The sequence below is a fragment of the Acinetobacter sp. 1294243 genome, from assembly GCF_000588015.1.
GTDB lineage: Bacteria > Pseudomonadota > Gammaproteobacteria > Pseudomonadales > Moraxellaceae > Acinetobacter > Acinetobacter pittii.
On the sequence record NZ_JFXG01000005.1, the window covers coordinates 185,483 to 211,270 of the forward strand.

20 protein-coding genes are annotated in these 25,788 nt (G+C 40.0%); 9 read left to right on the forward strand and 11 right to left on the reverse strand.

What is annotated here, in order from left to right; all coding sequences use genetic code 11:
* Positions 1-37 precede the first annotated feature (37 nt).
* Together J655_RS25405 and tusA are read right to left on the reverse strand one after the other, a co-directional pair.
* On the reverse strand, positions 38-418 hold the full coding sequence (locus tag J655_RS25405; protein WP_005079280.1) for a hypothetical protein: 381 nt from the start codon (positions 416-418) through the stop codon (positions 38-40).
* A 132-nt stretch (positions 419-550) separates the two neighbouring features.
* The gene (gene tusA / locus J655_RS12690; RefSeq protein ID WP_002053527.1) at positions 551-808 is read right to left on the reverse strand and encodes a sulfurtransferase TusA; all 258 of its coding nucleotides are present in this window, start codon (positions 806-808) and stop codon (positions 551-553) included.
* A 184-nt stretch (positions 809-992) separates the two neighbouring features.
* On the opposite strand from tusA, the gene J655_RS12695 reads away from it, so the two are divergent.
* Both J655_RS12695 and lnt read left to right on the forward strand, forming a co-directional pair.
* Entirely contained in the window at positions 993-1,832 is an 840-nt protein-coding gene (locus J655_RS12695) for an HlyC/CorC family transporter (RefSeq protein ID WP_002114976.1), read from the forward strand.
* Positions 1,829-3,388 carry an apolipoprotein N-acyltransferase gene (lnt, locus tag J655_RS12700; RefSeq protein WP_005079282.1) on the forward strand — a complete coding sequence of 520 codons (1,560 nt, stop codon included), beginning with the start codon at positions 1,829-1,831 and terminating at the stop codon, positions 3,386-3,388. Before J655_RS12695 ends, lnt begins: the two co-directional genes overlap by 4 nt.
* A 1-nt stretch (position 3,389) precedes the next feature.
* Here lnt and J655_RS12705 read toward each other — a convergent pair whose 3' ends face one another.
* From J655_RS12705 to gspF, 4 genes are all read right to left on the reverse strand, one after another.
* Positions 3,390-3,728: a tRNA-binding protein gene (locus J655_RS12705; protein WP_005079284.1), complete on the reverse strand. Its 339-nt coding sequence runs from the start codon at positions 3,726-3,728 to the stop codon at positions 3,390-3,392.
* Between the two features lie 145 nt (positions 3,729-3,873).
* Positions 3,874-4,218, reverse strand: a complete 345-nt coding sequence (locus J655_RS12710; RefSeq protein WP_005079286.1) for a hypothetical protein — start codon at positions 4,216-4,218, stop codon at positions 3,874-3,876.
* A 266-nt stretch (positions 4,219-4,484) separates the two neighbouring features.
* A complete protein-coding gene (gene gspG, locus J655_RS12715; RefSeq protein WP_005079288.1) occupies positions 4,485-5,069 on the reverse strand; it encodes a type II secretion system major pseudopilin GspG in 585 nt (194 codons plus the stop codon).
* A 23-nt stretch (positions 5,070-5,092) separates the two neighbouring features.
* Positions 5,093-6,298 carry a type II secretion system inner membrane protein GspF gene (gspF, locus tag J655_RS12720; RefSeq protein ID WP_005065941.1) on the reverse strand — a complete coding sequence of 402 codons (1,206 nt, stop codon included), beginning with the start codon at positions 6,296-6,298 and terminating at the stop codon, positions 5,093-5,095.
* A 148-nt stretch (positions 6,299-6,446) separates the two neighbouring features.
* On the opposite strand from gspF, the gene J655_RS12725 reads away from it, so the two are divergent.
* The 6 genes from J655_RS12725 (at position 6,447) to J655_RS12750 (ending at position 13,830) form a co-directional block, all read left to right on the forward strand.
* Positions 6,447-8,675 (forward strand): primosomal protein N', encoded by a 2,229-nt coding sequence (locus J655_RS12725; RefSeq protein WP_005079289.1) that lies wholly within the window; start codon positions 6,447-6,449, stop codon positions 8,673-8,675.
* Positions 8,676-8,751: 76 nt separating this feature from the next.
* Positions 8,752-10,596: a monovalent cation:proton antiporter-2 (CPA2) family protein gene (locus tag J655_RS12730; RefSeq protein ID WP_032052428.1), complete on the forward strand. Its 1,845-nt coding sequence runs from the start codon at positions 8,752-8,754 to the stop codon at positions 10,594-10,596.
* Positions 10,597-10,760: 164 nt separating this feature from the next.
* Complete coding sequence (locus tag J655_RS12735) at positions 10,761-11,636, forward strand: Hsp33 family molecular chaperone HslO (protein WP_005079292.1); 876 nt, start codon at positions 10,761-10,763, stop codon at positions 11,634-11,636.
* A 138-nt stretch (positions 11,637-11,774) separates the two neighbouring features.
* Positions 11,775-12,386, forward strand: coding sequence for a LysE family translocator (locus J655_RS12740; protein ID WP_005079293.1), 612 nt, complete (start codon positions 11,775-11,777; stop codon positions 12,384-12,386).
* 146 nt (positions 12,387-12,532) lie between these two features.
* Complete coding sequence (locus J655_RS12745; protein WP_005079294.1) at positions 12,533-13,489, forward strand: DnaJ C-terminal domain-containing protein; 957 nt, start codon at positions 12,533-12,535, stop codon at positions 13,487-13,489.
* Positions 13,490-13,500: 11 nt separating this feature from the next.
* On the forward strand, positions 13,501-13,830 hold the full coding sequence (locus tag J655_RS12750; protein WP_002114963.1) for a chaperone modulator CbpM: 330 nt from the start codon (positions 13,501-13,503) through the stop codon (positions 13,828-13,830).
* Between the two features lie 271 nt (positions 13,831-14,101).
* Here the strand turns inward: J655_RS12750 and J655_RS12755 are convergent, their stop codons facing one another.
* From J655_RS12755 to rpsO, 3 genes are all read right to left on the reverse strand, one after another.
* On the reverse strand, positions 14,102-15,313 hold the full coding sequence (locus tag J655_RS12755; protein ID WP_005079297.1) for a magnesium transporter CorA family protein: 1,212 nt from the start codon (positions 15,311-15,313) through the stop codon (positions 14,102-14,104).
* 85 nt (positions 15,314-15,398) lie between these two features.
* Positions 15,399-17,486, reverse strand: coding sequence for a polyribonucleotide nucleotidyltransferase (gene pnp, locus J655_RS12760; protein WP_170814194.1), 2,088 nt, complete (start codon positions 17,484-17,486; stop codon positions 15,399-15,401).
* 257 nt (positions 17,487-17,743) lie between these two features.
* Complete coding sequence (gene rpsO / locus J655_RS12765) at positions 17,744-18,013, reverse strand: 30S ribosomal protein S15 (protein ID WP_002114951.1); 270 nt, start codon at positions 18,011-18,013, stop codon at positions 17,744-17,746.
* 210 nt (positions 18,014-18,223) lie between these two features.
* Between rpsO and J655_RS12770 the strand changes: the two genes are divergently transcribed.
* A complete protein-coding gene (locus J655_RS12770; protein WP_032005657.1) occupies positions 18,224-19,522 on the forward strand; it encodes an EstA family serine hydrolase in 1,299 nt (432 codons plus the stop codon).
* A 707-nt stretch (positions 19,523-20,229) separates the two neighbouring features.
* On the opposite strand, the gene recD is transcribed toward J655_RS12770, so the two are convergent.
* Both recD and J655_RS12780 read right to left on the reverse strand, forming a co-directional pair.
* Positions 20,230-21,981: an exodeoxyribonuclease V subunit alpha gene (recD, locus tag J655_RS12775; protein ID WP_005079301.1), complete on the reverse strand. Its 1,752-nt coding sequence runs from the start codon at positions 21,979-21,981 to the stop codon at positions 20,230-20,232.
* Between the two features lie 108 nt (positions 21,982-22,089).
* Entirely contained in the window at positions 22,090-25,788 is a 3,699-nt protein-coding gene (locus J655_RS12780) for a UvrD-helicase domain-containing protein (protein WP_005079303.1), read from the reverse strand.

A 25,788-nucleotide genomic window follows, 5' to 3' on the forward strand; every position in this document is an offset into this window, starting at 1 on the left:
AGCCCCGATTATTCGGGGCTTTTTTATTAGTATCCGCTTATTGAAAAGGCGGTATTTTTGCTACGTTTAAATTAAAATTCTTTTTATAGAAAATAAATGTGCCTAATAAAAATAAGCCAAGAAAACCAAAGTTTCGCGCTAAATCGTAGTACCAAACCGATTTACCAAATAATAAATCAAGAATTAACATCAGCCCGAGAAACCTTGTATGCAAGATCAAACTCATCTTTATCTTTGGTTCAGGAGCAAAAGATGTATTTCTATAACCGAGTAGAATTGAACCTAAAATAATGAGAATAGATATAATAATGATAGCAACAGTTTCAGATAACCAAGAGATCTCTAAATGTAATAAACCAGCAATAGTGAAAAACCAAAGACAGATTAATAAGCTTCGTTTCACAAAATAATCATTCATTTTTATACGTCATTTATATGCTTAATTTTATAAATTATATAACGATTCTTATTTGTAAAAAATTATCATTTCAAATTAAAGTTAAATTATTCATGGCTTCTAATCGTCTTTATTAGAAGCCTTATTATCCTATTAACCTTTCTTCACTAAATAATGAAATTCTTTATGACCATTTTCATCTAAGCGTTCTTCTTGTAACAACAACTCATGGCCTAAATGCATACAAAACTTAGGAATATCCCACGAGGTCGAATTATCTGTTGCGAAGACTTCAACCACATCCCCAGACTTAGATTTGCGGATGGCTTGATGCAACATCATGACAGGTTCCGGACAACGTAAACCACGCGTATTGAGTTGTACAGTAGGTGAAATGGGTTGCTCTGACATAACAAACTCGAACAAATAGAATTTTCACATTTTAGCATAAACAAATTACTGAGCTGTTAACTGTAACTGGCTTTTACATAACAATATACGTTTTGTCTTTTAGCTTGTTTTATAGATGCATAAGCATCTTTTCTTCGGTATGATCTGTGTATTCATTTGATACATTGAGTCTTTAGGAAAGATCATGCAAGAGGAACCAAGTCCGTCGTGGGGAATGCGAGGCTTACGAAAATGGTTAGGTACAGCGCCAGAAACCCGTGATGAATTATTAAAATTAGTCCAAAATTCACGCCGCTTTTTAGAACCAGATACTGTTGCTATGCTTGAAGGCGTTCTTGACCTTCCAGCCACAAAAATTCGTGAAGTCATGACGCCACGAACAGCAATGATCAGTTTACAAGAAGATGATCAATTACTTGATATTCTTGATGTACTGGTCGAGTCTGCTCACTCACGCTTTCCAGTCTTCTCTGCCGATCAACCTGACAATGTTGTCGGGATTTTGCTCGCAAAAGATTTGTTGCCGTTTCTAACTGAACCGAATACCAAAGTCGATATTCGAGTTCTTATGCGCCAGCCTTTATTTGTTCCTGAAAGTGCACGTTCCGATCAGGTCCTACGCATGTTAAAGCATACTCAGACTCACATTGCGATTGTGATTGATGAATATGGTTCAACAGCCGGTCTTGTTACGCTTGAAGATATTCTTGAAGAGATCGTTGGCGAAATTGAAGATGAGCACGACACGGTCGATGAAGATGCTCAGTACATTGTTCCTGACAATGACCATACGGTAGCAAATGCATGGATGGTGCAAGCACTTACACCAATCGAACATTTCAATACTGTTTTAGATGCTGATTTTTCTGACGATGAAGTAGAAACTGTCGGCGGTTTATTGCTTCAAGAGATTGGTCTGGTAAGTGATTTACAAGGTCAAACTGTTGAGCTTGGAAATTGGTTATTTACAATCGTTGAAGCAGATGCCCGCACTATTCATCTGATTCGAGCTGTACGTCAATGAGAGCATACTTTGAAAAGCTGTTAGATTCTTCGCAACAACAAAAACAGCTTCCTTTAATTTTTCCTTTACTCATTGCTTTATTTTCAGGTGCCGTGTTCAGTTTTTCACTGGCACCTTATTATTGGTGGTGGTTGGCAATTTTATCTCCAGCCCTACTCTATGCAACATTACATAAGCGCTCAGCTAAACAAGCCTTTGCTATTGGTTGGAGCTATGGCTTTGGCTTATGGTTTGTAGGTGCTTTCTGGCTCTATACTTCCATCCATGTATATGGCGATACCAATGCTTTTCTAAGCGTGTGTATGATTGCTATTATGGCCCTTGTGATGGGTCTATTTACGGCATTTCAGACATGGGTTTACCGACGATTCTTCCCTGAAACACCACTTACTTTTGCCCCACTTTGGATTGTTTTCGAATGGGCAAAAACTTGGGTATTTACAGGTTTCCCATGGCTGTTTGTAGGTTACGCTTTTACTGAACGCTTACTCGATGGTTATGCACCTCTATTTGGTATTTATGCAATTTCCTTCGTCGTCATTGTATTAGCGTGTGCTTTCGTCGAAGTTCTACGCAAACGTATTTTCTGGGTTATCCCTTCTGCTCTGTTAGTTTTGGGTGCATGGGGAGCATCATATATACAGTTTGTAAAACCTAAAGATGCCAAGCCGCTTAGCGTTTCGCTCATTCAAGGTAACATTCCACAAGATTTAAAATGGCTGACTGAATACCAAGTTAGAACATTAGAAATTTATGCTGGTCTGACACAATCTGAATGGGGCCGTGACCTGATTGTATGGCCTGAGTCTTCAATTCCGCTTTTCCAAACCGATATTGAACCGTTTTTGGATGCAATGGATGCACAAGCTAAAAAGAACCATACTGCATGGGTAACCGGAATTCCCTACTGGGATGTTGCAAAATCACATCAAGTTGGTAGCCCGCTGTATTACAACAGTATTATGGCCTCTGGTAGCGATTCAAGCGGCCTCTATAAAAAGCAACGTCTCGTACCTTTTGGTGAATATATTCCGCTGTCAGGTTTGCTTTCTTGGGTGTTACCAGCCATGCAAAATGACATTAGCATGAGCGGTTTTACACGTGGTGAGAGTGATCAGAAACCACTTTTAATTAAAGGGCATGCGCTTGCTGCTGCAATTTGTTATGAAGTGGCTTACCCCAACCTGACAAGACGTAATGCAGAAGATAGCGACTTTTTGGTGACTGTATCGAATGATGCTTGGTTTACGGGTACTGCTGGGCCTTGGCAACATTTACAAATGGTGCAGATGCGCGCGAAAGAAAATGGCCGCTGGTTTATTCGTGCAACCAACACAGGTGTAACAGCGTTTATTGATCAAAATGGTCATATCACTGAACAAGCACCAATCGATAAAGAGTTCGTCTTGAGAGGTGATTTACCTGCTATGCAAGGCCAAACTCTTTATAACCGTTTAGGTGATTATCCAATTTTAGGATTTGCGGTCTTACTGCTGATTTTAGGTTGGGTTTACCGTCCACGTAAAGTTGATGTTTCTTTTAAATCTCGTCGCTAAATCATAATAACTTTGTACCCAGAGGCACTTCAAACTCTGGGATACAAAGTGCGACATCACCATCTGCATTATGAAATCCTGTCACCAAACATTCTGACTGAATAGGCCCTATTTGTTTTTTAGGGAAATTCACTACAGCAACAACTAATTTACCCACCAAATCTTGTGGTTGATAGAGCTTGGTGATTTGCGCACTCGATTTACGTACACCCAATTCTTCACCAAAATCTACATGCAAAATATAAGCAGGTTTACGCGCTTTTTCAAAAACCTCAGCTTGAATAATTTTACCAACACGAAGCTCTACTTTTAAAAAATCATTCCAATCGATTTGTTCCATTTCATATTTCTCATTTTCTTAAATTGCTGATTTGAAGCATATAATATGTACAAATGAAGAAACACCCTGTTTTTAAGTCCTGTTAAAAAATAAAACGTAGATGTTGAGTCTACGTTTTATCTAAAAATTTGGTTTTAAAATATTATTAAAAAGCGATTGATAATTGCAGAGATAAATATGCAACTAAACTCGATAAAAAGACCATAGGTACATAACGATAAGCTTTAAAAAGAAATTGCTCATATTGAGTAGATATTTGTTTAGCTTGCCACACGCTCGCTTTTAATGCAGTAAAGAAGCTCACCATTAACCATGCACTCACAATACTTAATGCAAAGAAACCAATCATGATTTGGCTACTTCCCTCTGTACTCAGCCATAACTTTAATGAAACTTCAGCAATCGGCAATAAACCCAAAATCAATAGGACAGACTTGAGCATTACCCAATGAAACTGAGTCAGTTCATCTACTATGAGAAATGCTTTCATTTAATCTCTCCTTTTAATTGAATAAAGTGCTTTTTATTTATTATGCAAAGCTTTCATTTAAATATATAGCTTATTTTTCTCTAAATTTTAACTTTCTTGTAACTATTAAATATGGGAATAATTCTTATTATAAATCTCAAATATTTATATTAACTTTAATTTATATTTTTCAGTTAGTTATTATATTTTTCTGATTGAGAGAGATTATCAATTCGTATTATCATTTTAACTGTTTAACTGAATTGATAATCTCCATTACATTTTAATTAAGGTTGATAATAAATATCTGCATCATTACCTTCACCGCCTTCTTTGCCATCCGCTCCAAATGAGTACAAGTCAAAAGCTCGACCATCTGCCCCAGGAATGACATATTGAATATCATTTTTCCAGCTGTCTTTAGGATAACCACCTTTTACATAACCACCTGGCATCCAGTTTTTCGCTGTAGCAGGCTGGTTAACCAAAGCATCTAACCCACCTTCTTGCATGGTTGGGAAATGGCCATTATCTAGCTTGTACTGATCTAAAGCACCCGCCACACCCTTTAATGCAATTTGAGTCGTATCAATTTTAGCTTTTTCACTACGCCCCATGACATTTGGTACGATTAAAGCTGCTAACACACCTAAAATTACAATCACGACCATGACTTCAATGAGGGTAAAGCCTGAGGCACGCTTCATTCGAGCACCGCTCGAACGTGCCGCAAGTCCGAAAGCTGTGCTTGAGGAGCAAACATCTGATAGAGAGCAATGCTCGGAATGGCACGTTGGCTCAAACTGATTTGAAACCGCAGATTCACTATGTTGTTCCATCGCTGTTTCGCTTTGAATATTTTTTACTTTCATCATTATCTCTAATATCAAAGTTATTAAATCATATTGTTCATATTTACGATTGGCAGCATAACCGCGATTACAATAACCAGTACAATGCTTGCCATTAAAACCAGCATAAGCGGTTCAAGTAATGCCAGTAAGGTTGAAATAAATGTCGTCACCTCACGGTCTTGCATGGTCGATGCTCGTTCTAACATCCTGTCAAGCTCGCCTGATGCCTCTCCACTTCGAATCATTTGTACCATCATTGGCGGGAAATAACCACTGCGCTCCAGTTGCGTACCTAAGTTACCCCCCTCTGTCACTCGCTCAGCCGCATGAGCAATTGAGTCGCGAATAACCCAGTTATTGGTCACTGCTGCACCAATTTTTAAGGCATCGACCAAAGGGACACCTGAACGGGTCAAAATAGATAAGGTACTGGCAAATCGTGCAGCATTAATACCACGTGACAGTTTACCGAATAATGGCAATTTGAGTGTTAATCGATCAAAAGCATAATGTCCAGCAGTGGTTTTTAAAAACCGAACGAATGCGATAACACCTACCACTGCAAAAAGAATAATAAACACCCACGCGTGGCGAATAAAATCACTCGCTTTCATTAAAGCGACTGTAATCCACGGTAAAGCATCTTTATTTTGATCAAAAGTTTTTACAATCTCTGGCACAACATAAGTCATTAAACCCATCACAATACCAAAAGACATTAGCATTAAAATAATTGGATAAATCATGGCGCCCTGAACTTTCTTTTGCATGGCAAAGCGGTTTTCGGTGTAATCCGAAAGCTGATCTAAAATGAGATCTAAATGCCCAGAACGCTCGCCAGCAGCCACCGTTGCAATATAAAGGTCAGGGAAACGTCCAGACTGCTGCATACCTTGTGCGAGTGAATGCCCTTCTAAGACTCGAGAACGCACAGATAATAAAAGATTTTGCACATGTGTTTTTTCACTTTGCCTACTCACGGCGCGCAAAGCTTCTTCAAGTGGAATAGCAGCGGCAACCAAGACCGAAAGTTGTCTAGTCATGAGCGCCAAATCGTAAGCGCTGAACTTTTTTTGGAATAATCCCTGACTCTGATGTTTATCTTTTTGTTCAACAGGGTCAACGCTAATTGGAGTCCATGCTTTATCACGTAATTGTTGGCGAATCTGGCGCGCTGAGTCTCCCTCAAGCACCCCTTTTTGCTGCTTCCCTGAAGCATCAATGGCAGTAAATTGATATGCAGGCATGGTAATGTTCTAATTTTCCAAAAATAATAGTCGCTGCTGTTGCATCTATGCTACGCAATCATTCATATTCGTTCTATAGCCTGTGTAGAATACCCAAGTCCTCTTCACGACGCTATGCCGTTTTTTAAAATTGACGAAATGAGCCTCTATGACCATAACGCCAAAGCCTGATTCAGTTGTTTATCGTGTGCGTGTAGCCGTACCTGTGCATCTGTACGATACTTTTGACTATACACTCACCCAAGCACAATATGAACGGGCTCACGTAGGCTCACGCGTCGCTATTTCATTTGGACGCCAAAATCTGATTGGCATCATTACTGAAAAAGTTGATCCAAGTGAATCATTTACAGGTACCTTTCAGCTTAAAGCCATTTCTGACCTTTTAGATGAAGAACCAATTTTAGATGAACAAGTTTTAAGTTTATTGACATGGTCAGCTCAGTATTACCAATTTCCAATTGGTGAGGTCATGCAAACTGCCCTACCTGCATTATTGCGTCAAGGCAAACCAATGGATGTTTTGTTCCATCTTTGGAAAATCACACCATGTGATAATGTTGAAGCACTTCTTAAACGCTCTGTTAAACAACAAGATGCGTATCAAATTTTAAAGTTACACCCTGCCGGAACTACAGAGAATATTCTTAATTTAAGTGGTGTAGAAACGGCTACGCTTAAAGCACTTCAAAAGAAGGGACTAGTCGACTGTACGCTTGAACCGCACGACTTTAGCCCATCACCTGTTCAATTGGCACAAATGCCACTTACACTCAATGAAGACCAAAAGAAAGCAACTCAGCACGTCGTAAACGCACAGCATCAATACCAAGCTTTTTTGTTAGATGGTTTAACAGGAAGTGGTAAAACTGAAGTTTATCTGCACATCATGCACGAAGTGCTCAAGCAAGGTAAGCAAGTACTGGTATTAGTCCCAGAAATTGGTCTAACCCCTCAAACGATTTCTCGTTTTAAGTCTCGTTTTAACTGTGATATTGCTCTATTGCACTCAGGCTTAAATGACTCCAAACGCTTACAAGCATGGCAACAGGCTCAGACTGGCAAAGCATCTATTATTTTAGGAACCCGCTCAGCCATCTATACGCCACTGCCACGTTTGGGCTTAATCATTCTAGATGAAGAACATGACCTCTCTTATAAACAGCAAGAAGGTTTCCGTTACCATGCACGTGATGTCGCACTGTACCGAGGTCACTTACAAAACTGTCCAGTTATTTTAGGTTCAGCAACACCGAGCATCGATAGTTATTATTTGGTCGAAACTGGTAAATTAACTTCACTGCAACTTAACCAACGTGCAGGCCATGCGCTTTTGCCTAAAATGCATTTGATTGACCTTAAAATTGTCAAAAAGCAACATGGAATTAGCCAACCTCTTATTGAGCAAATCAAGCATACGTTAGCAAGAAAAGAACAGGTTTTAATCTTTTTAAACCGTCGTGGCTATGCACCTGTACTGGTCTGTGAAAGTTGTGGGTGGCAAGCAAATTGTCCACATTGTGATGCACATTTTACGTTGCACACTCAGCCTTATTCTTATTTACACTGCCACCACTGCGGTACTGTTCATCGCTTACCCGATCACTGCCCTGAATGTCAGCAAAAAAGCCTAAAAACCCTAGGTGCTGGAACAGCTAAGGTTGAAGAGCACTTACAAGAACTATTTCCAGACTATGATGTGATTCGGGTTGACCGTGACAGCACCAGTCGTGTCGGTAGCTGGCAAAAAATCTATGATCGGATTCATCAAAACAAACCAACAATTTTGCTTGGTACTCAAATGTTGGCAAAAGGTCACCATTTCCCACACGTGACTTTGGTTGCTATTTTAGATATTGATGCTGGGTTACTCAGCGTAGACATTCGTGCGCCAGAACGTACTGCACAGTTAATTGTACAAGTCGCGGGTCGTGCAGGCCGTGGTGAACATAAAGGCCATGTTTATTTACAAACCCTAAGACCAGATCACCCTTTACTGACCACGCTCATCGAAAAAGATTATCGGGCGGTTGCCAAACAAACTCTTGCGGAACGTAAAGTCGCATTACTGCCGCCTTACCGTTATGCAGTACTGATACGTGCGGAATCCAAAGATCGTGACTATACCTTGCAATTTTTAAATGAAGCGGCAGAACATTTACGCCAAATTGCGGGTGAAATTGTTGATATTTGGGGGCCAATTCCAGCCCCTATGGAGCGTAAAGCTGGACGCTACCGCGCCCACATGGTGATTTTATCTGCTGACCGTGCTCGCCTCCATTTTTACTTAAGACAATGGTGGTCACAATTGGTTCATGCATCAAGGCAGCATCAACTTCGACTCTCAATTGATGTTGATCCGCAAGAATTTAATTAGATGGCTTGAATATCATAGTGTGAAGAAGCCTTTTTGGCTTTACACTTAAAAGAGACTAATACATTCGAGGCAATGAATGTCATTCTTACTGCAAGCAACAATTTTTCTTGGAGCTTCTCTGATTTTAGTCCCTCTTGGCAAACGCCTAGGGATAGCAACAGTTTTAGGCTATTTATTTACAGGAATACTTCTGGGCCCTAGTGTTTTAAATATTGCACATGACCCTGAAGCGATTATGGAACTTGCCGAATTTGGCGTTATCTTATTAATGTTCCTGATTGGTTTAGAGTTGCGCCCACAACGTTTATGGGAAATGCGTAACTCTATTTTTGTAATGGGAAGTCTGCAAGTCCTCATTAGTGGGGCTATTCTTATGCTGATCGTACTATTACTGTTTCAACAGCAGCTTTCTGTCAGCTTTGTCATTGGTTTTGCCCTTGCGCTGTCTTCCACCGCTTTTGTATTACAACTTCTGACCGAAAAGCAGCAACTCAATACGACTTATGGTCAGCAGTCTTTTTCCATTTTACTTTTCCAAGATATAGCGGCTATTCCTTTACTTGCCATTATTCCATTATTGGCAGGAACAGAATCAACTCATCATGGGGGAGCTTATTTTGCGGCTATCATTGCAACCTTTACTGGTCTATTTCTGTTTAGTCGCTATGTGATGCGTCCATTCTTCCGCTTTGTTGCCAAAAGTGGAGCGACTGAACTTATTACAGCAGTAGGATTATTTATTATTCTTGCTGTTGTCTTGCTTATGGACACTTTAGGAATTAGCACTACATTAGGTGCATTCCTCACAGGTGTATTATTAGCAGATTCAGAATTTCGCCACGAAGTTGAAGCGAGTATTGCACCATTTAAAGGTTTATTGCTTGGCTTATTCTTTATGACCGTTGGCATGACCACACAGCTGTCACTGCTCATTGAAATGCCTTTGCTTATTATTGGTGGTGCAGTCAGTTTATTACTCATCAAAACGCTGATATTGACCGCTATTGCCCGCTATAAAAAATACAGTTGGAATAACAGCTTGCTTTTAGGTACTTGCTTGGCACAAGGCGGAGAATTTGCTTTTGTAATTTTGAGTCTTGCAAAAAGTGAGAAGGTTTTAACTCAAGCTATATTAGAACCCGTGACTCTAATCGTAACGTTGTCGATGGTACTTACACCAGTAATTTACTGGATTATGGCAACTCAGATCATTCCTCTGTTTAATAAAGAACGTCCACCTGAGTATGACGAAATTCCTCAGCAGGATAATCCGATTATCATTGCCGGTTTTGGTCGATTTGGACAAATTATCGCGCGTATTGCCCGCCTACAACATTTAGGCTTTACTGCAATCGACAACAATCTTCATCAAGTGGACTTTGTTCGTCGCTACGGCGGCAAACTCTATTATGGCGATGTAACCCAGCCCGATTTACTGCGTTCTGCCGGTATTGAAAAAGCTAAAGTATTTATTTTAGCGATTGATGATGTTGAAGACTCTATGAATGTCGCGCGCCATCTTAGATTAAATTATCCAAACTTAAAGCTGTTGGCTCGTGCTCGCGACCGTCACCATGTCCATCTTTTAAGAGATTTAGGTGTTGAATACATTTGGCGTGAAACGTATCTATCTTCATTAGGTATGGCTTACCGCGCTTTGCGAGAACTCGGTATCTCTGATGAACAAGCCTATAACAATATCGAAATCTTTCGGGATTATGATGAGAAATTGCTTATACAGCAGCAAAGTATTTATACAGACGAACAGAAGATCTTTGAAACACATCGTAATGCCTTAGCCGAGCTTGAACATTTGTTTGAAAGTGATGCGCAGCAACAGGCTACATCAAAACATGATGTTAATTTAAAGCGTCATTTACAACCAAATCGCATCGACATTACAAGAGATCATCTAGAATAACTTGAGATTTCAGAAAATGGCTATATTAAGGACTTATTCACATTGCCTAAATAATTGGACAATGGGCACAAATCTGCCCCCTGTCCGGCTTGCGGCTTCGCTGCATTTCCTAAGCTTGATTAAAACGAAATAGTTATACTCTGCTTAGGGCCCTGGAGAATATTATGTCTGATTTACGCCAACGCTTTTATATAGAGAACTTTCCAGTACGTGGAGAAGTAGTTCATCTTGAAGAAGCCCTACAAACCATCTTAGCTCAACGTGACTATATGCCTGCTGTTAAAATTCTGCTAGGTGAAATGTTGAGTGCGACTGCATTACTTGCAAGTACACTAAAAATCAAAGGCCGTATCAGCTTGCAAATCCAGGCTAGCGGCACCTTCAAATGGGCGATGGCTGAATGTAATCATTTAGGAGAGGTTCGTGCTTTAGCGGACTATGAAACTGATCCTCGCTTTGTTGAAGCAACAGACAGCAGCACAGTTCTGGGCGCCCTAGTTAATCCTGTTTTATTTATTAATATTGAACCGGAATTTGGCGAACGTTATCAAGGGATCGTGCCGCTTGATCAAGTAAATTTAGCAGGCTGCTTGATGCAGTATTACGATTTATCTGCACAAATTCCAACTCGTATTGTGTTGGCAAGTACAGATAAGCGTTCTGGCGGTTTACTGATTCAACTCTTGCCACGTCATGATGAAGAAGAGCAAAACTTGGTCGATGAAGATTTATGGCCACGTTTGACAATGTTGACCGAAACATTAAAAGCTGAAGAGCTTACCAATTTAGATGCAAATGAAATCCTGTATCGTTTATATAACGAAGAAGAAGTTCGTTTACCAGAAATTGAAGCTTTAAAATTTGGCTGTACATGTTCAAAAGAACGCTGTGCAAATGCCCTGATTCAAATTGGTGTAGACGCTGTTCATGAAACCCTAGAACATCAGAACCCGATTCGTATGGACTGTCAGTTCTGTAATACGCAATATACCTTTACCGCTGAAGAGGCTTTAGCGTTATTTGGTGAACATTTAAGTTAATCTTTTAACTTTATAAAAAGGCGGTTATACCGCCTTTTTTATTTACCTGCATTTTTTGATGATAATTTTCAACATGTTAATTCAAATAGGATAATATAAGGCTACTTTATAGCCTAATAAATAAGATGCCTAAATACCATGAATTATTTTGATTATTTTCTCTTTATTTTTAGCGTAGTTATCATGATTGCGACCCCTGGCCCTGTCATGATTTTAGTTGCAAGCGCTGGACTTAAAGGGGGCTATAAAAAAGCACTGGAAACCATTTTTGGTACAAACCTAGCATCCCTTGTTTTAATTTTTATTTCAGTACTGGTTTTAAAAGGAGTACTGAGTGTTAATGATAGTTACCTCAATATCATTCGTATTTTAGGCTGCCTATATATTGGCTATCTGGGGTTGAGTATTCTTAAAGAAGTGATTCAGGCACCTCACCCAGAAGCGATACAAACAGTTTCAGCACAAAATGGTGGCTTTAAAAAAGGTTTTCTTGTCGGTATTTCAAACCCAAAAGATATTATCTTTTTCTCGGCTTTCTTTCCGCAATTTGTCTCTATTACCCCTCAGTTAAATTTAAGTTTAACCCTACTTACGCTGACATGGATTGTTTTAGACTTCCTCACCCTATCTTTGGTTTATATCTTTTTCCGCCGCCTTTCTAACAGTCATTTATATCCAAAAATATTAGGCCTCTGCGGTTTATTACTTTTACTGATTGCTCTTTACGGCTTGTATCAAAGTTTTATCTAACTTATTAGAGGTATAGTCTAATTTTGCTATACCTCCTTACGTTCCGCTGGATTTCGTAATAGAACAACTCTTATACAATCTAGCTTATTGAAAACTCTAAAAATCGTTTCATAATGAAATAAACAACACCATCGTGATAAAACATTATGGCAAAAAATTATTATGAAGAATTAGGGGTTACACGCAAAGCCTCTGCTGATGAAATTAAAAAAGCTTATCGAAAATTAGCCCGCAAATATCATCCAGACATCAGCAAAGAAAAAGATGCAGAGGAAAAGATGCAGGCCATTAATGTTGCCTACGACACATTAAGCAATGCAGAAAAAAAAGCCGAATATGACCAAATGTTAGATCATCCTCAAGGTTTTAATAACTTTGGTCAGGGTGCTGCACAAGGTGGTTTTGATGGAGCACAGTTTTATCGCCAAGGTTTTACAGGTGGTGAACAAGCAGACTTTAGTGGTTTTGAAGATTTATTTGGTCGCTTTGGTGCAGGCTTTGGCGGTGGGCAACAACAATATCAAAGACAACAACGTAGTTATCACGGTGAAGATCAACATGCCAGCATAGAGGTTGATCTTGATATTGCCTATCATGGTTCAACACAGCAAATTACTTTGCAAATTCCAACCATAAACGCTTATGGCGAACCTGAAGTTCAACGCAAAACCTTGCAGGTGAAAATACCAAAAGGCATGAAAGAAGGTCAACAAATTCGCTTAAGTGGACAAGGCCAAAGCGGGATTAATGGCGGTGCCAACGGCGATCTTTATATTGAAATCCAGTATAAAGATACAGACCGTGTTCATGTTGAAGGCAGTGACGTATATCTGACCGTAGATGTAGCTCCTTGGGAAGCGGCACTAGGTCAAGGTATTGAAGTAAAAACTCCAGCAGGATCCTTACATGTCAATTTACCTAAAAATGCCAAACAAGGACAACAGCTACGCTTAAAAGACAAAGGGATACCAAATAAAACGCCAGGCCATCTCTATTTAATTTTAAATATTGTATTCCCCCCAGCAAATTCTGAAAAAGAAAAAGAAGCGTATCAGCAACTGGCAGAAGCCTTTGCTTCATTCGAACCTCGTTCATCTCATTAGGGAGCAAGATCATGACAACCATTCACTATCGAGAAATTGTATATGACGGCCATACCTTTAGTGCAGAGGTCGTTGATGAACAATCGACATTTGATTTACAACAATTTGCCCAAGCTTGTGGCCAAAGTCCTGACTGGATTCTTCAGCTCATTGAATATGATATTTTATCAGTCGAGAACACACCTGAGGCACACCAGTTTATGGGTGAAGATGTCGCACGTGCACGTAAAGCGTATCGTCTACAACGTGACTTTGACGCAAGTTTGGCAGCAGTTGCTGTAATGTTAGATTTGATTGATGAAGTGCAACAACTTAGAAAACAGTTGAAGCATTTTCATTAGATTAGATAGTGACGACGGAGTCCTACTGGCACTCACTATCTATTTCATCAGCCAATTACGTTACTTTTGTTTTGGCATGAGTAGCGAAGCTACGCAAGGCCAAAACCAGAGATATTGAAGTGCGTACTAAGATCAAATTTATATTTGAACACAAGCTACGCACTTCGTTTGTCTTGCGCTCGAAGCAAACGATGTTTGCTTTTTCTCGCTCAGGTTGTGGATGACGCTTAGCTCAAGCAAATTTGGAAAAAATTCAATAAAAATTGAAGAATTATTTCAACCGAGTAATCTTTTCCACTTCCTTCAAAGTCTGCTTAATCGGTTCATATTCCAGAAACCAAAACAAATTCATTCGATCTTGGCGATGCTGTTGAGCCAGTAAATCAATCACACTTTTTTCACCGCGCCCCACCAAATGTTGTCGATAAAAATAGTACAGTAACAAAACAGTACTTAGCAGCATGACTCCGAGCATAATCCAGAAACCTACCGGTGATTTAAGCCCTGGAATAAACTCAAAGTTCATTCCATAAATACCGGTTAAAAGCGTAAGCGGTGCAAATACAGCAGTAATAATGGCAAGAATACGCATATTCTCATTGGTCTGGTTGGCAATTGCTGAGAAGTGCAAATCAATCGCCGACTGAATGGCGCTACGTAAACGTAAAGTATGTTTTTGAATACGTTCGACATGACTCATTAAATCATTCAAACGAACTAATAAAAGATCTTGAGAACTATGCGTCTTCTCACCAATAACATGATGATAGTTTTCTACAATTTCATCTCGAAACTCTTGTAAGGTTTCGATTTGCTCTTCGCATAAATTTTCAACCTGCTGAAAGGCCATGTTTTCATGAAACAGTTGATGCCACTGTTTAAAACGACGATTACCTTGCAACAATTGTTGTTGCCAATGCTCAACCCTTCTAGTTAAAGGTGAACGGATATCAAGGTAGCCATCCACCATGCTATTCAGCAGACGTAAACATAAATCTACAGGCGAATTAGGCAGCTTACGGGTTTTGTTTTGTTCTTCCAAAGTTTTACATAAAATATTTTCGAGACGTTGAATATAGTTTTCAATCGACTTATTGCCCTGCTCACGAACACTAATCAGAACTTTAGGGGTAAAAATAAAGCTAATCGGCGTGGTTGCTAGACCAAATACACTCTCATGGGATTCCCCATTTTTAATTTCATCATCAGGTGTAACGAGCTTTCTAAAAATAAGCAGGTCGTATTCTTCAAGCGTATCAAATGCACAAGGATGCTCAATATTCGCAATATCTCGCATATGAAATTCATTGATAACCACGTCTGAAAGCTGCTGAATCTTTTGTTGCCATTCTTCGTTATGGTTCACCACATCCGTTCTGACACTATCAATCCAGAAAAACTCTAGAATGTGTTCATTATGCTGCTCACGGCTTAAAAAGACATAGCCGTCAGCGTGATGGCGATAAAAGTAATAAACCTGCATACCACAATGATCTGTTTTTGTATTACTTGCATCATGCCATAAAAAAAGTCCGCATCAAGCGGACTTTTTCATGTCACCAGAACAATTATGCTTGTTCAATGTCTTTCATAGTCAATTTGATACGACCACGATTATCAACATCAGCAACTTGTACTTTCACTTCCTGACCTTCTTTAAGAACATCAGTTACGTTCGCAATACGTTCATTTGAAATTTGTGAAATGTGAAGAAGACCATCAGTACCCGGCATGATGTTTACAAACGCACCGAATTCTACAATACGAATTACTTTACCGTCATAGATCTTACCTGGTTCAACTTCAGCAGTAATTGCTTGAATCTTAGCAATTGCAGCTTTAGCAGCAGCTTTAGTTTCACCAAATACGCGAACTGTACCATTGTCTTCGATATCAATTGCAGCTTTAGTTTCTTCAGTAATTTGACGAATAGTTGCGCCGCCTTTACCAATAACATCACGGATCTTGTCTGGGTTGATGTTAATCACTTCAAACGTCGGTGCATGAGCACTGATTTCAGCACGCGCACGTGAAATGACTTTATTCATTTCGTTTAGGATGTGCATACGACCAGCAAATGCTTGGTTTAATGCAACTTCCATAATTTCTTCAGTAATACCTTCAATCTTGATGTCCATTTGAAGTGCAGTAATACCGTTTGCAGAACCTGCTACTTTAAAGTCCATATCACCTAAGTGATCTTCATCACCCAAGATGTCAGAAAGTACTGCGAAACGCTCGCCTTCTTTCACCAAGCCCATTGCGATACCCGCAACTGGTGCTTTAAGCGGAACACCTGCATCCATAAGTGATAATGAAGCACCACATACAGAAGCCATTGAAGATGAACCGTTTGATTCAGTAATGTCAGATACAATACGAATTACATACGGGAAGCGGTCAGCCGCAGGAAGAACTGCTTGAACACCACGACGTGCTAAACGACCGTGACCAATTTCACGACGCTTAGGACCAGATTCACGGCCTGTTTCACCTACAGAGTATGCAGGGAAGTTGTAGTGCAACATGAAGTTGTCAGTCTTAGTACCAGCAAGGGTATCAACCATTAACGCATCACGAGTATTACCCAAAGTTGTTGTTACTAACGCCTGAGTTTCACCACGTGTAAACAATGCAGAACCGTGTGCACGATCTAATACGCCAACTTGAACGTCGATAGCACGAACAGTTTTAGTATCACGGCCATCGATACGTGGCTTACCTGACAAGATGTTGTCACGTACTGTACGGTATTTAAGGTCTTCGAATAATTCGTTTACTTCATCAGCAATACCAGTTTCGTCATTTTCTGGAACGAACTGAGCTACAGCTTCTGCATAAAGTGCATCAAGTGCTGCATAACGATCTTGTTTAACCGCAATTGTATATGCTTCAGAGATTTTCGCTTCGAAAGCTGCTTTTAATTGCTCAAGAAGAGCTTCGTTTTTAGTTGGAGCAACCCAAGTTGATTCAACAGCACCAGCAGCGGCAGCAAATTCTTTAATCGCTTGAATTGCGATTTGCATTTCGTCATGACCGAAAAGAACAGCACCAAGCATTTGGTCTTCTGAAAGTTCTTTCGCTTCAGATTCAACCATCAATACAGCAGATTCTGTACCTGCAACCACAAGGTCAAGGTCACTTTCTTTCAACTGTTCGAAGTTCGGGTTAAGAACATATTCACCGTTGATTAAACCAACGCGTGCACCACCAATTGGACCACGGAAAGGAGTACCAGCAATAGACAATGCTGCTGATGTACCAAGCATTGCTGCAATGTCAGCATCCATAGTTTTGTCAGAAGAAACAACTGTTGCTGTTACTTGGATTTCGTTGAAGTAACCTTCTGGGAACAACGGACGAATTGGACGGTCAATAAGACGTGAAATTAAAGTTTCAGCTTCAGAAGCACGACCTTCACGCTTACCGTAACCACCAGGGATACGACCAGCTGCATATTGTTTTTCTTGATAGTTCACTGTTAACGGGAAGAAGTCTTGACCCGCTTTTGCTTTAGGTTGAGCAACAACTGCAACTAAAACAGTTACGCCACCCATAGTGATTAAAACTGTGTTTGCTTGACGTGCAACGCGACCCGTTTCTAAAACGACTTGATGTTGACCGAATTGGAATTCTTTACGAACGATATTAAACATTGACATGTATTGTATTTTCCTAATTTTATTCTAGTGAGACCCCTAAGGTTTGGCATTCAGACTACACCGATTGGTAGATAAATGACAAAGCTTAGAAGCCATCACACTAGATCAATTATTTAAAATAAGTTAAACGCAAAGAAGGAGCGCACAAGCGCCCCTTCTAAAAATCACTTAACCTAACGTTAAGTGAAACTCTCTTTTCAGCGATAAAGCATTGCGACATGCGAAATAGCGAAAACAAAGTGAAAATCGAATTAACGACGTAAACCTAAAGCACCGATCAAAGCAGTGTAACGACCGTGGTCTTTACCATTTAAGTAGTCGAGCAATTTACGACGTTGGTTAACCATACGGATCAAACCACGACGGCTGTGGTGGTCGTGTTTGTGAGCTTTGAAGTGACCTTGTAAATCATTGATTTGAGCAGTCAATAAAGCTACTTGTACTTCTGGTGAACCAGTGTCATTTTCAGCGCGAGCAAATTTAGCAATGATCTCTGCGCGGTCTGCATTAGTTAAAGCCATTCGATTTCTCCGAGATGCTTAAAAAAGTAAACGATATGAATCAGTTGAGGCAACTGACTGCCGTGCATCACTACAGCAAGTCGCCTATTTTAAGGTATCTATAGGTGGATTGCAAAATAGTTTTCAGTAACTTGTCATTTTAGACACTGACATGAGGACCTTAACCCTGCACACTAGCCTCGAATAAAAAGAAAGAAGCGCGAGGGACGTGTGAAAATTTTTTCAACCAACACTTGTCCAATACCGGACAATATTGAGCAAGTCATTCGACAAAAAGATGAAGTTGCTGCTGAACAGGGTGGAATGAGTGATCACCAGATTCAAAAAATCTGGAAAAGTATAGAAACACTATATAAAACCGGAAACTATCCACTCATTACCTTTTGTTTACGCAGACAAGGTAAAATTTTGCTGAATCGAAGCATTGGATATGCTCAAGGAAACTCTCCGGCAGGACTTCAAAAAAATGCCCTGATTGCAACACCTGACACACCTGTTTGCCTATTTTCAGCATCAAAGATGATCACAGCCATGTTGATTCATCTATTAGATGAAAAGGGTGAAATCAATTTGCTTGATCCTGTGAGCTATTATGTTCCTGAATATGGTGTCAACGGTAAGCGTCGTGCAACGATCTTTCATTTATTAGCACATCGTGGTGGCATTCCTTATATTGATGGCGATGTCACACCAGATTTATTATTTGATAAAGACGAAATTTTAAAACGTTTATATGCTGCCCGACCTGTGTCTCCTGCTGGCAATCACCTTGCCTATCATGCTGTTACGGCAGGGTATATTTTAGGAGAAGTCATTGAACGGGGGACTGGGCAGGATTTACGTGAATTTGTACATCAAACTATCGAAAAACCAATGGGGATGCCTTATTTCAATTATGGCTTAAAACCAGAATACCGTTCAGAAGTCGCCTTAAACTGTGCAACAGGTCTGCACCCTCGCCTTGGTACCGATCACTATCTGAATCATGTGTTAGGTGGCGGTTTACAACTTGCAGTTGATGTGACTAACGATAGTCGTTTTATGGACACCATTTGCCCAGCTGGAAACATCTATACCAGTGCAGAACAAGCTGGCCGCTTCTTTGAAATGCTTTTAAGTGGTGGAAGCTACGGCGGTCAGCAAATCTTTAGTGAGAAAACAATTTTCAGAGCAACACTGCCAACCACAGGAGTTAACATTGACCGTACTTTGCTAATTCCAATGCGCTATGCTCTGGGGCCAATGTTAGGTAGCAATCCTGTAGGTCTTTTTGGCCCAATGACGGGGCAAGCTTTTGGTCATTTAGGATTCTCCAACATTTTATGCTGGGCTGACCCTGAAAGAGATATCAGTGTTTCCCTATTAACAACTGGTAAATCTGTAGTGGGTACTCACCTACCTGCTTTAGCTAAAGTGCTCTATCAAATCTCAACTCAATGTCCACGTATACCGAGAGATCAACGCCGTTCGTTATTTGGTAGTGATTCTCATGAAACTGACTTAGTGTAGAAACAAATACAAATAAAAAACCCAAGCATTTCTGCTTGGGTTTTTTGCGCTGTAGTTTTTGTTTATCGTGTTATTGCTGTTTTTATTGTCGTTGGTGAGATGCTAGTCACATCCTTCTTGTTGTTCTAACTCACTTCCGATGTTTTTGTTTCTATTTCCTTATGTGATGTATTGTGACATATCCAATTATGAAGAAAAGTAGTATTTTTCTTATCATCATGTAAGTGAAAACGTACAGGTCTGTATAATATTTGGTAAATAGCCATTTTTAACCTTTAACGTACAGTTCTGTATAACATATAACTTAACAATTCACAGGAAAAATGCCTGTTTTGAAATCATATTATAGATAAATATATTGATATTATTGATTTAAATCTTTAGACAAAAACAGAGTGAAGATAGTGCTAAAAACGAAATGTTGTAATGCTTTTTTAAACATAGTGAAAAGTAGAATATAAAAAAGCCCTGTAGTCTCTCCCAAAACTACAAGGCTTAGCGGCTGTAAGTTTCCTCTTTATACACCTACTTCATTGTAAGTTCGCAGTCTCTCGACTTAAGTTATTATTATTGTGCGATTTTGCCCGACATTCCGTGCCAAGCTCGTTGTGCGTTTATAATCTCAAAAACGTGGGATGTACTCTAGCAGCAAATATCTCGAATCTATGTAAGCTTTTTCTTACAAGGGTAAAAATATTAAGTTTGTCTTAACGAACTAACCGATTAACTTTTTGAACTAAACCGCTTTTTCGTGTAGTACGAACTGTAAATGCTTGTAATAAAGCCTCTTGATGCACCAAAAGACTGACTACTTTCTTAGCTCGTGTAATCGCAGTGTAAATAAGTTCTTGGCTTAATAAGTTCTTGGCAGCCTGATCTAAAACGACAGCAGTATGTGTAAATTCAGACCCTTGCGATTTATGAATTGTTAAAGCGAATGCACTTTGAATACTTTTAGGTAATCGATTTGCAGCAACCCATTTGTTCAAACTTGGAAAATATACTTCAAACTGCTGTGGCTGAGTCCTGTGCTCAAAGCACAAACCAATATCCCCGTTTGAAATACTGAGCTGATAATCGTTATAGGTCATCATTACAGGACGACCGACATACCATCCTCCAAGAGTCACTATTGAAAGTTGCTGCTGCAACCAACGCTGCGCATATTGGTTTAACTGCTGCAATCCAAACGGACCATGACGAACCGCGGTTAAAATCCGGTAGTCATCAAATGCTTTTACTACGTTTTGGACCTGTTCAATCGAGCGTTCTTCTTTTAAATAATTTTTTAGACTCTGTACATATCCTTGGAAACCGAGCATTAGCTTTTGATAATAGGTATCTAGGTCTAATAGCCCCCCTTCTGGTAAATATTCAAGCTGAACAACATCAGGCATGTCACTTTGTAAAAGTATAGGCTTTAATTCTGAAACCTGAACAATATCAATTTCAAACCGCTGCAAAACCTCTACATGGTCTTGTTTATAGCTTTGTGCCTGAATAAATTTGGCCACTTGTCCAATCAACGCACCTTCAGTAAAACGACGACTGGTTTGTAATTGTACCCGGTTATCAGCCAACGCCTGTATTTGCTGCAAATCTGCAAGAACCGCCCCGACATCAACGGAAGCGAGCTGATTTGCATCTCCTAATAAAATAATTCGACAAGACTCAGGCACAGCTTCAAATAAAAGAGTAGCCAGATTTAAATCCAGCATGGAAGCTTCATCGACGACAATCACGTCATAAGGCAAAGGCTGTTTTTGATTAAACCGTGGTGTCTGGCTATGTCCCATCCCCAACAAACGGTGAATCGTTTGTGTTCCCTGATTTCTGAGCTCTTCACTCACTAATCCGGACTCAAGCAATTTAGGGTCATTAAACGAGTTCTGTAAAGCCTCTTGCATTCGCTGTGCTGCTTTACCTGTTGGAGCAGCCATCGCCACACGAATATGTGGAATAGCTTGGCTAAGTACAGCAATGATACGTGCCAGCGTATAAGTCTTACCTGTACCCGGCCCACCCGTAATAATACTCAGGCTCTGCCGAGCAACCATTTGTAAAGCTGCCTGTTGATGAGCATCGGTAAGCAGGTCTAAATAGTCATCACAAGAGACAGGTTGAATTAATTGTTGCTTTAATCGACAAATTTGTTCTGCAAGTCGTTGCTCTAGGTGCCAATATCGGTATAATGCCAACCCCTGCTCATCGTAGACGCACGGCGCAACTTTTAAGTTTGCTTGATCGGCAGATATAGCAAGCTGACCAAGTGCTGCAATTTGCTCTAAACTGATATCAATACAACTATCGCCTTGTAAGCTCGCTTCAATAAGCTGCTGCAAGTAAGAAGTAGCTTCTGACACTTGCGATTGTTCAGTAAATGGAGCCTGATTTAAGAAGTTACTCCACGTTGTTAACCAGCTTAAATCGGCTTGTTCAGGGCTGTTTAGATTGTCCACACACTTATCCACCTAGTTTTCCACACGCTTGTCCACATGGTTATAGACAGGCTTATCCACATGCCAAATATTTGTTAATATTAAAATTACATACTTTATCAGCATTTTTCATGCAATTTTATCCTCAGCAAAATACCCTAAAATGGCATCAAGACGCAGAATAAACTCAATGCTAGGCTGCCAGTAATAATAGCCCTGCTCAGCTTCACCATTCATACCACGTAAATAAAGATAAGTTGCCCCACCTAAGTGTTGCTCAATTTGGTAATCCTGCATTTTGACTTGCAAATAGCGATGTAATGCAACGAGATATAGACCTGCTTGTAGCCAATAACTTGCTAAAGACATGCTTTGGGCAATGCTATCGCTACGATAATCTACAAGATCATCACCTAAGTAATTACTTTTATAATCGGCAATGTGGTAACGCTGCCCATCAAAATAAACCAAATCGATAGAACCGTTGAGGTAACGTGCTGAGCGAGCCTCAAGTAATTCCGGCATATTCAAACCATACTCAGCGAAAAGCTGCTGAATACGTGTCATCGCTAGAACCCGATCTGACAACGCCAAATAAAAAGGAAACTCTGACAAATACTGCTCTTGTTGAAGCTGATTTAGTCGGAAACCTTGATAAAGCGGTGTTCGCAAAATATCTTTCAGCCACTCTGCAACTGACTGGTAAAGCAGATGCTCGGCATCTTCTTGCTCTGGGAAGCTCTCGTTATATTTATTAAGTAAATCTTGCCAAAGACTACTATAGTCATTTTTAAAACGACGACGTATTTCACTTACCCAGTCATCTGAACATTGAAAATCGATATGCTCAAAGATTTCATGCAAGAAATTACCGGCAAGCGTTCCTCGCGGAAAGTTACTCTTTATCCAGTCAATCGGCTGAGCACTGATTTCTTCAGCAGTGTTGATCAAATCCAGCTCATCTTCTGCTAATACCGCATCATTGCTCTGACTCGCCAATAAATCTGTGCCAGCCTTATGTTTTAAATGCTGTGCCAAGTAACTGAAACTGGTTTTACCTCTCGAATAAAAACGTTGTTCCGGAAACCGTTGTGCTTGTATTTCAATAATACTTGTTTGTTTGGCTAAATGAATTGCCTGTGGAATCTGCTCCAAAACCATTTCATCCGTACAGCAACGGTGTTGAAAAGGCTCAGTCCTATTTTTCCAAAATGCGAGACCTGATACTGACTTGCCATCAAGATCTTGTAAAAGTGCATAGACGCGGTGGCTTGCTCGCGTTAAAGCGACATACCAAAGTCGATTCTGTTCAGCGAGCGCTCGTTCTTCGTGCTGCTTAAGTTCTATTTCATTCAAATAAGTCTTGTCAGCAATCGCAACGACACGTTGAGTCAAAGTCTGGTTTGAGTCTAGTTGGACAATATCTTGGGTCGAAAAATTGAGTGTTTTATTATTTTCTCGAAAGGGCTTGTCTGCACCTAGTAAAAATACAATCTTAAATTCCAGCCCTTTTGACTGGTGAATGGTCATGAGCTGAACACCAGCTTCACTCGACAATTTACGTTCTAGCTCCCAATCACGGTCAAGAGGAGAACGCAACTGTTTGAGATACCAGTGATAAAGGTTCTGAGCACCTGAGTATTTTTCACTGTGCTGACTCAGAATTTCAGTTAAATGACGCAAGTTCACCACAACCCGTTCATTATCTTTACTTTGAGCTGCAACCAAATTTTGCCATATATCAAACTGGATGAGACATTGTTGCCATGCCACTAAAAAGCCTTGAGCGGACCACAACTCTCTAATCGTGTCAAAACCAGTCATAAACTGGCTTAACCCTTCGGCTGTCTGCTCAAGTTGCAAGAGTTGTTTTAAATCCATGGCAAATAGACGGCTAATCAAAGCTCGCTTCACTTTTGCCTCATCGTAAGGATGAAGTATGGCGGTCAGCAAAGCCCCCACGTCTTGAGCAATCGTACAATCGAAAACACTTCGTTTTGATGGCCTGTTAACCCGAATTCCTAAACGCTCTAGCTCAAATTGAACTTTATCGAGGCCATCATGATTACGAGACAATACCGCAATATCATCTTCGTTTAAGGTTTGAGTCTGAGTATCTTTTTGAAAATATAGTTGTCCAGCATGTGACTGGTTAAGTAGATCTCGAATCTTCCATGCAACTTGCTGAGCCTCTGTTTCTTTATCTTTGAGCATTAACCAGCGCAAAGGGTAAGGATTATGATTGTTCTGCTCAATCAGTACAGGATGAGGTCGAGTGCCCGCTCGAATTGGGTCATATTGAACCTCTTCACCAAAATCAATTTGTCGTTGAAATAAGGCGTCGACCACATCAACCAGATCAGCAACAGAACGATGGTTATGAATTAACTTATATTCACGACCATGTTTGGCTTGAATATCTTTATAGGCATTTAAAAAGGTGAGCATATCCCCACCACGGAAGCCGTAAATCGCCTGTTTACGGTCACCCACCATAATCATGCAGCCTTTTTGGTAGCGCTCCGGATGACGCCAAATGCTCGCCAGCATATCGTCTTGATCTTGGTTAGTGTCTTGAAATTCATCGACCAAAATTAAGGGATAACGCGCTTGAACAAATACAGCAAAACGTTGCCCCTGCTCACCTTTTAAAGCTTCTGAAAGTGTACGAATTTGCTGAGAAAAAGTAGTTTCACCTTTATTTTGCAAAACCTGAGGTAAGCGTTTTTTAACCTCTACACATAAATAGGCCTTTAAAAAAATATGAAGCTGGTCGAACTGCTCGGCGTAGTTTTTTAACACACCAAATAACTGCTGAATCTGTTGAATACAAGGATGTTGATAGAAACCATCTGAAATTTCAGCAGGGCATTTCTTGAAAACTTTTTGATCGGCAAGTTGACCTAAAAACTTAAAAACAAGTTCTCGTTGTGCGGCTAATGACCCATCAAAAACCAAAATGCTGTCGCTTTGCTTTAGAACTTGTAGTAGCTGCGGTAAACATTCACTAAATAGTTTATTAAATGCCCCATTTCTAAATACTGTCCCGCTCACATGTTTATAGTGCTCGCCATCAAGCAAGTAATATGCTTCTAAAAGACTGATATCAATTTCTGTCGCTAATTGTTTGAGCTGCGTAAGTTCTTCAAATTGAATGGTTGGTTTTTCGGGAAGTTTAAAATGAGCAGAACTAAAGTTAAGTGAGTCTTCAACAAGTTTGACAAAACTATCGACACTCTTGAGTTCACCAGCCAGATACAATGCATCAATCACGGTCTGAGGTTGAGACTGTATCCATTCACGTAAAACATCATGAATCAGTTGTCGACTATAAGTTTTAGCATCATCGGTAATTTGAGCGCGTTCAATTTTGCCACTCTCAAAGGCAAACTCACGTAATAGTTTTTGGCTAAAGCTATCGAGTGTTCCGACAAATAACTCGTCTAACTGATCTATAACCAATTTTAAACGTTCACACGCATAGGCAATACGCGTCGCAAAATGCTTTAGAATATGCTGGAGTAATAAGTCAGGTTCTTGCTCTGCCTGCGTAAGTAATTCTTGTTCTGTAAAACTACGCTTGGCATCTAAATAACGGTACGTTTCAACCAAACGTGCACGAATACGGCTTTTTAACTCAGCAGCAGCAGCACGGGTAAACGTGGTCGCAATGACTTGTCTAGGCAAGTATTTTTCAAGAAAGATACGGACCATCAAACTTGATAAGGTATAGGTTTTTCCTGTCCCTGCCGAAGCTTCAATTAAGTGCAAGCCACTAAATTCAATATCAATAATAGGTTGATAAGACACCTGTACTCTTGAGTTCAT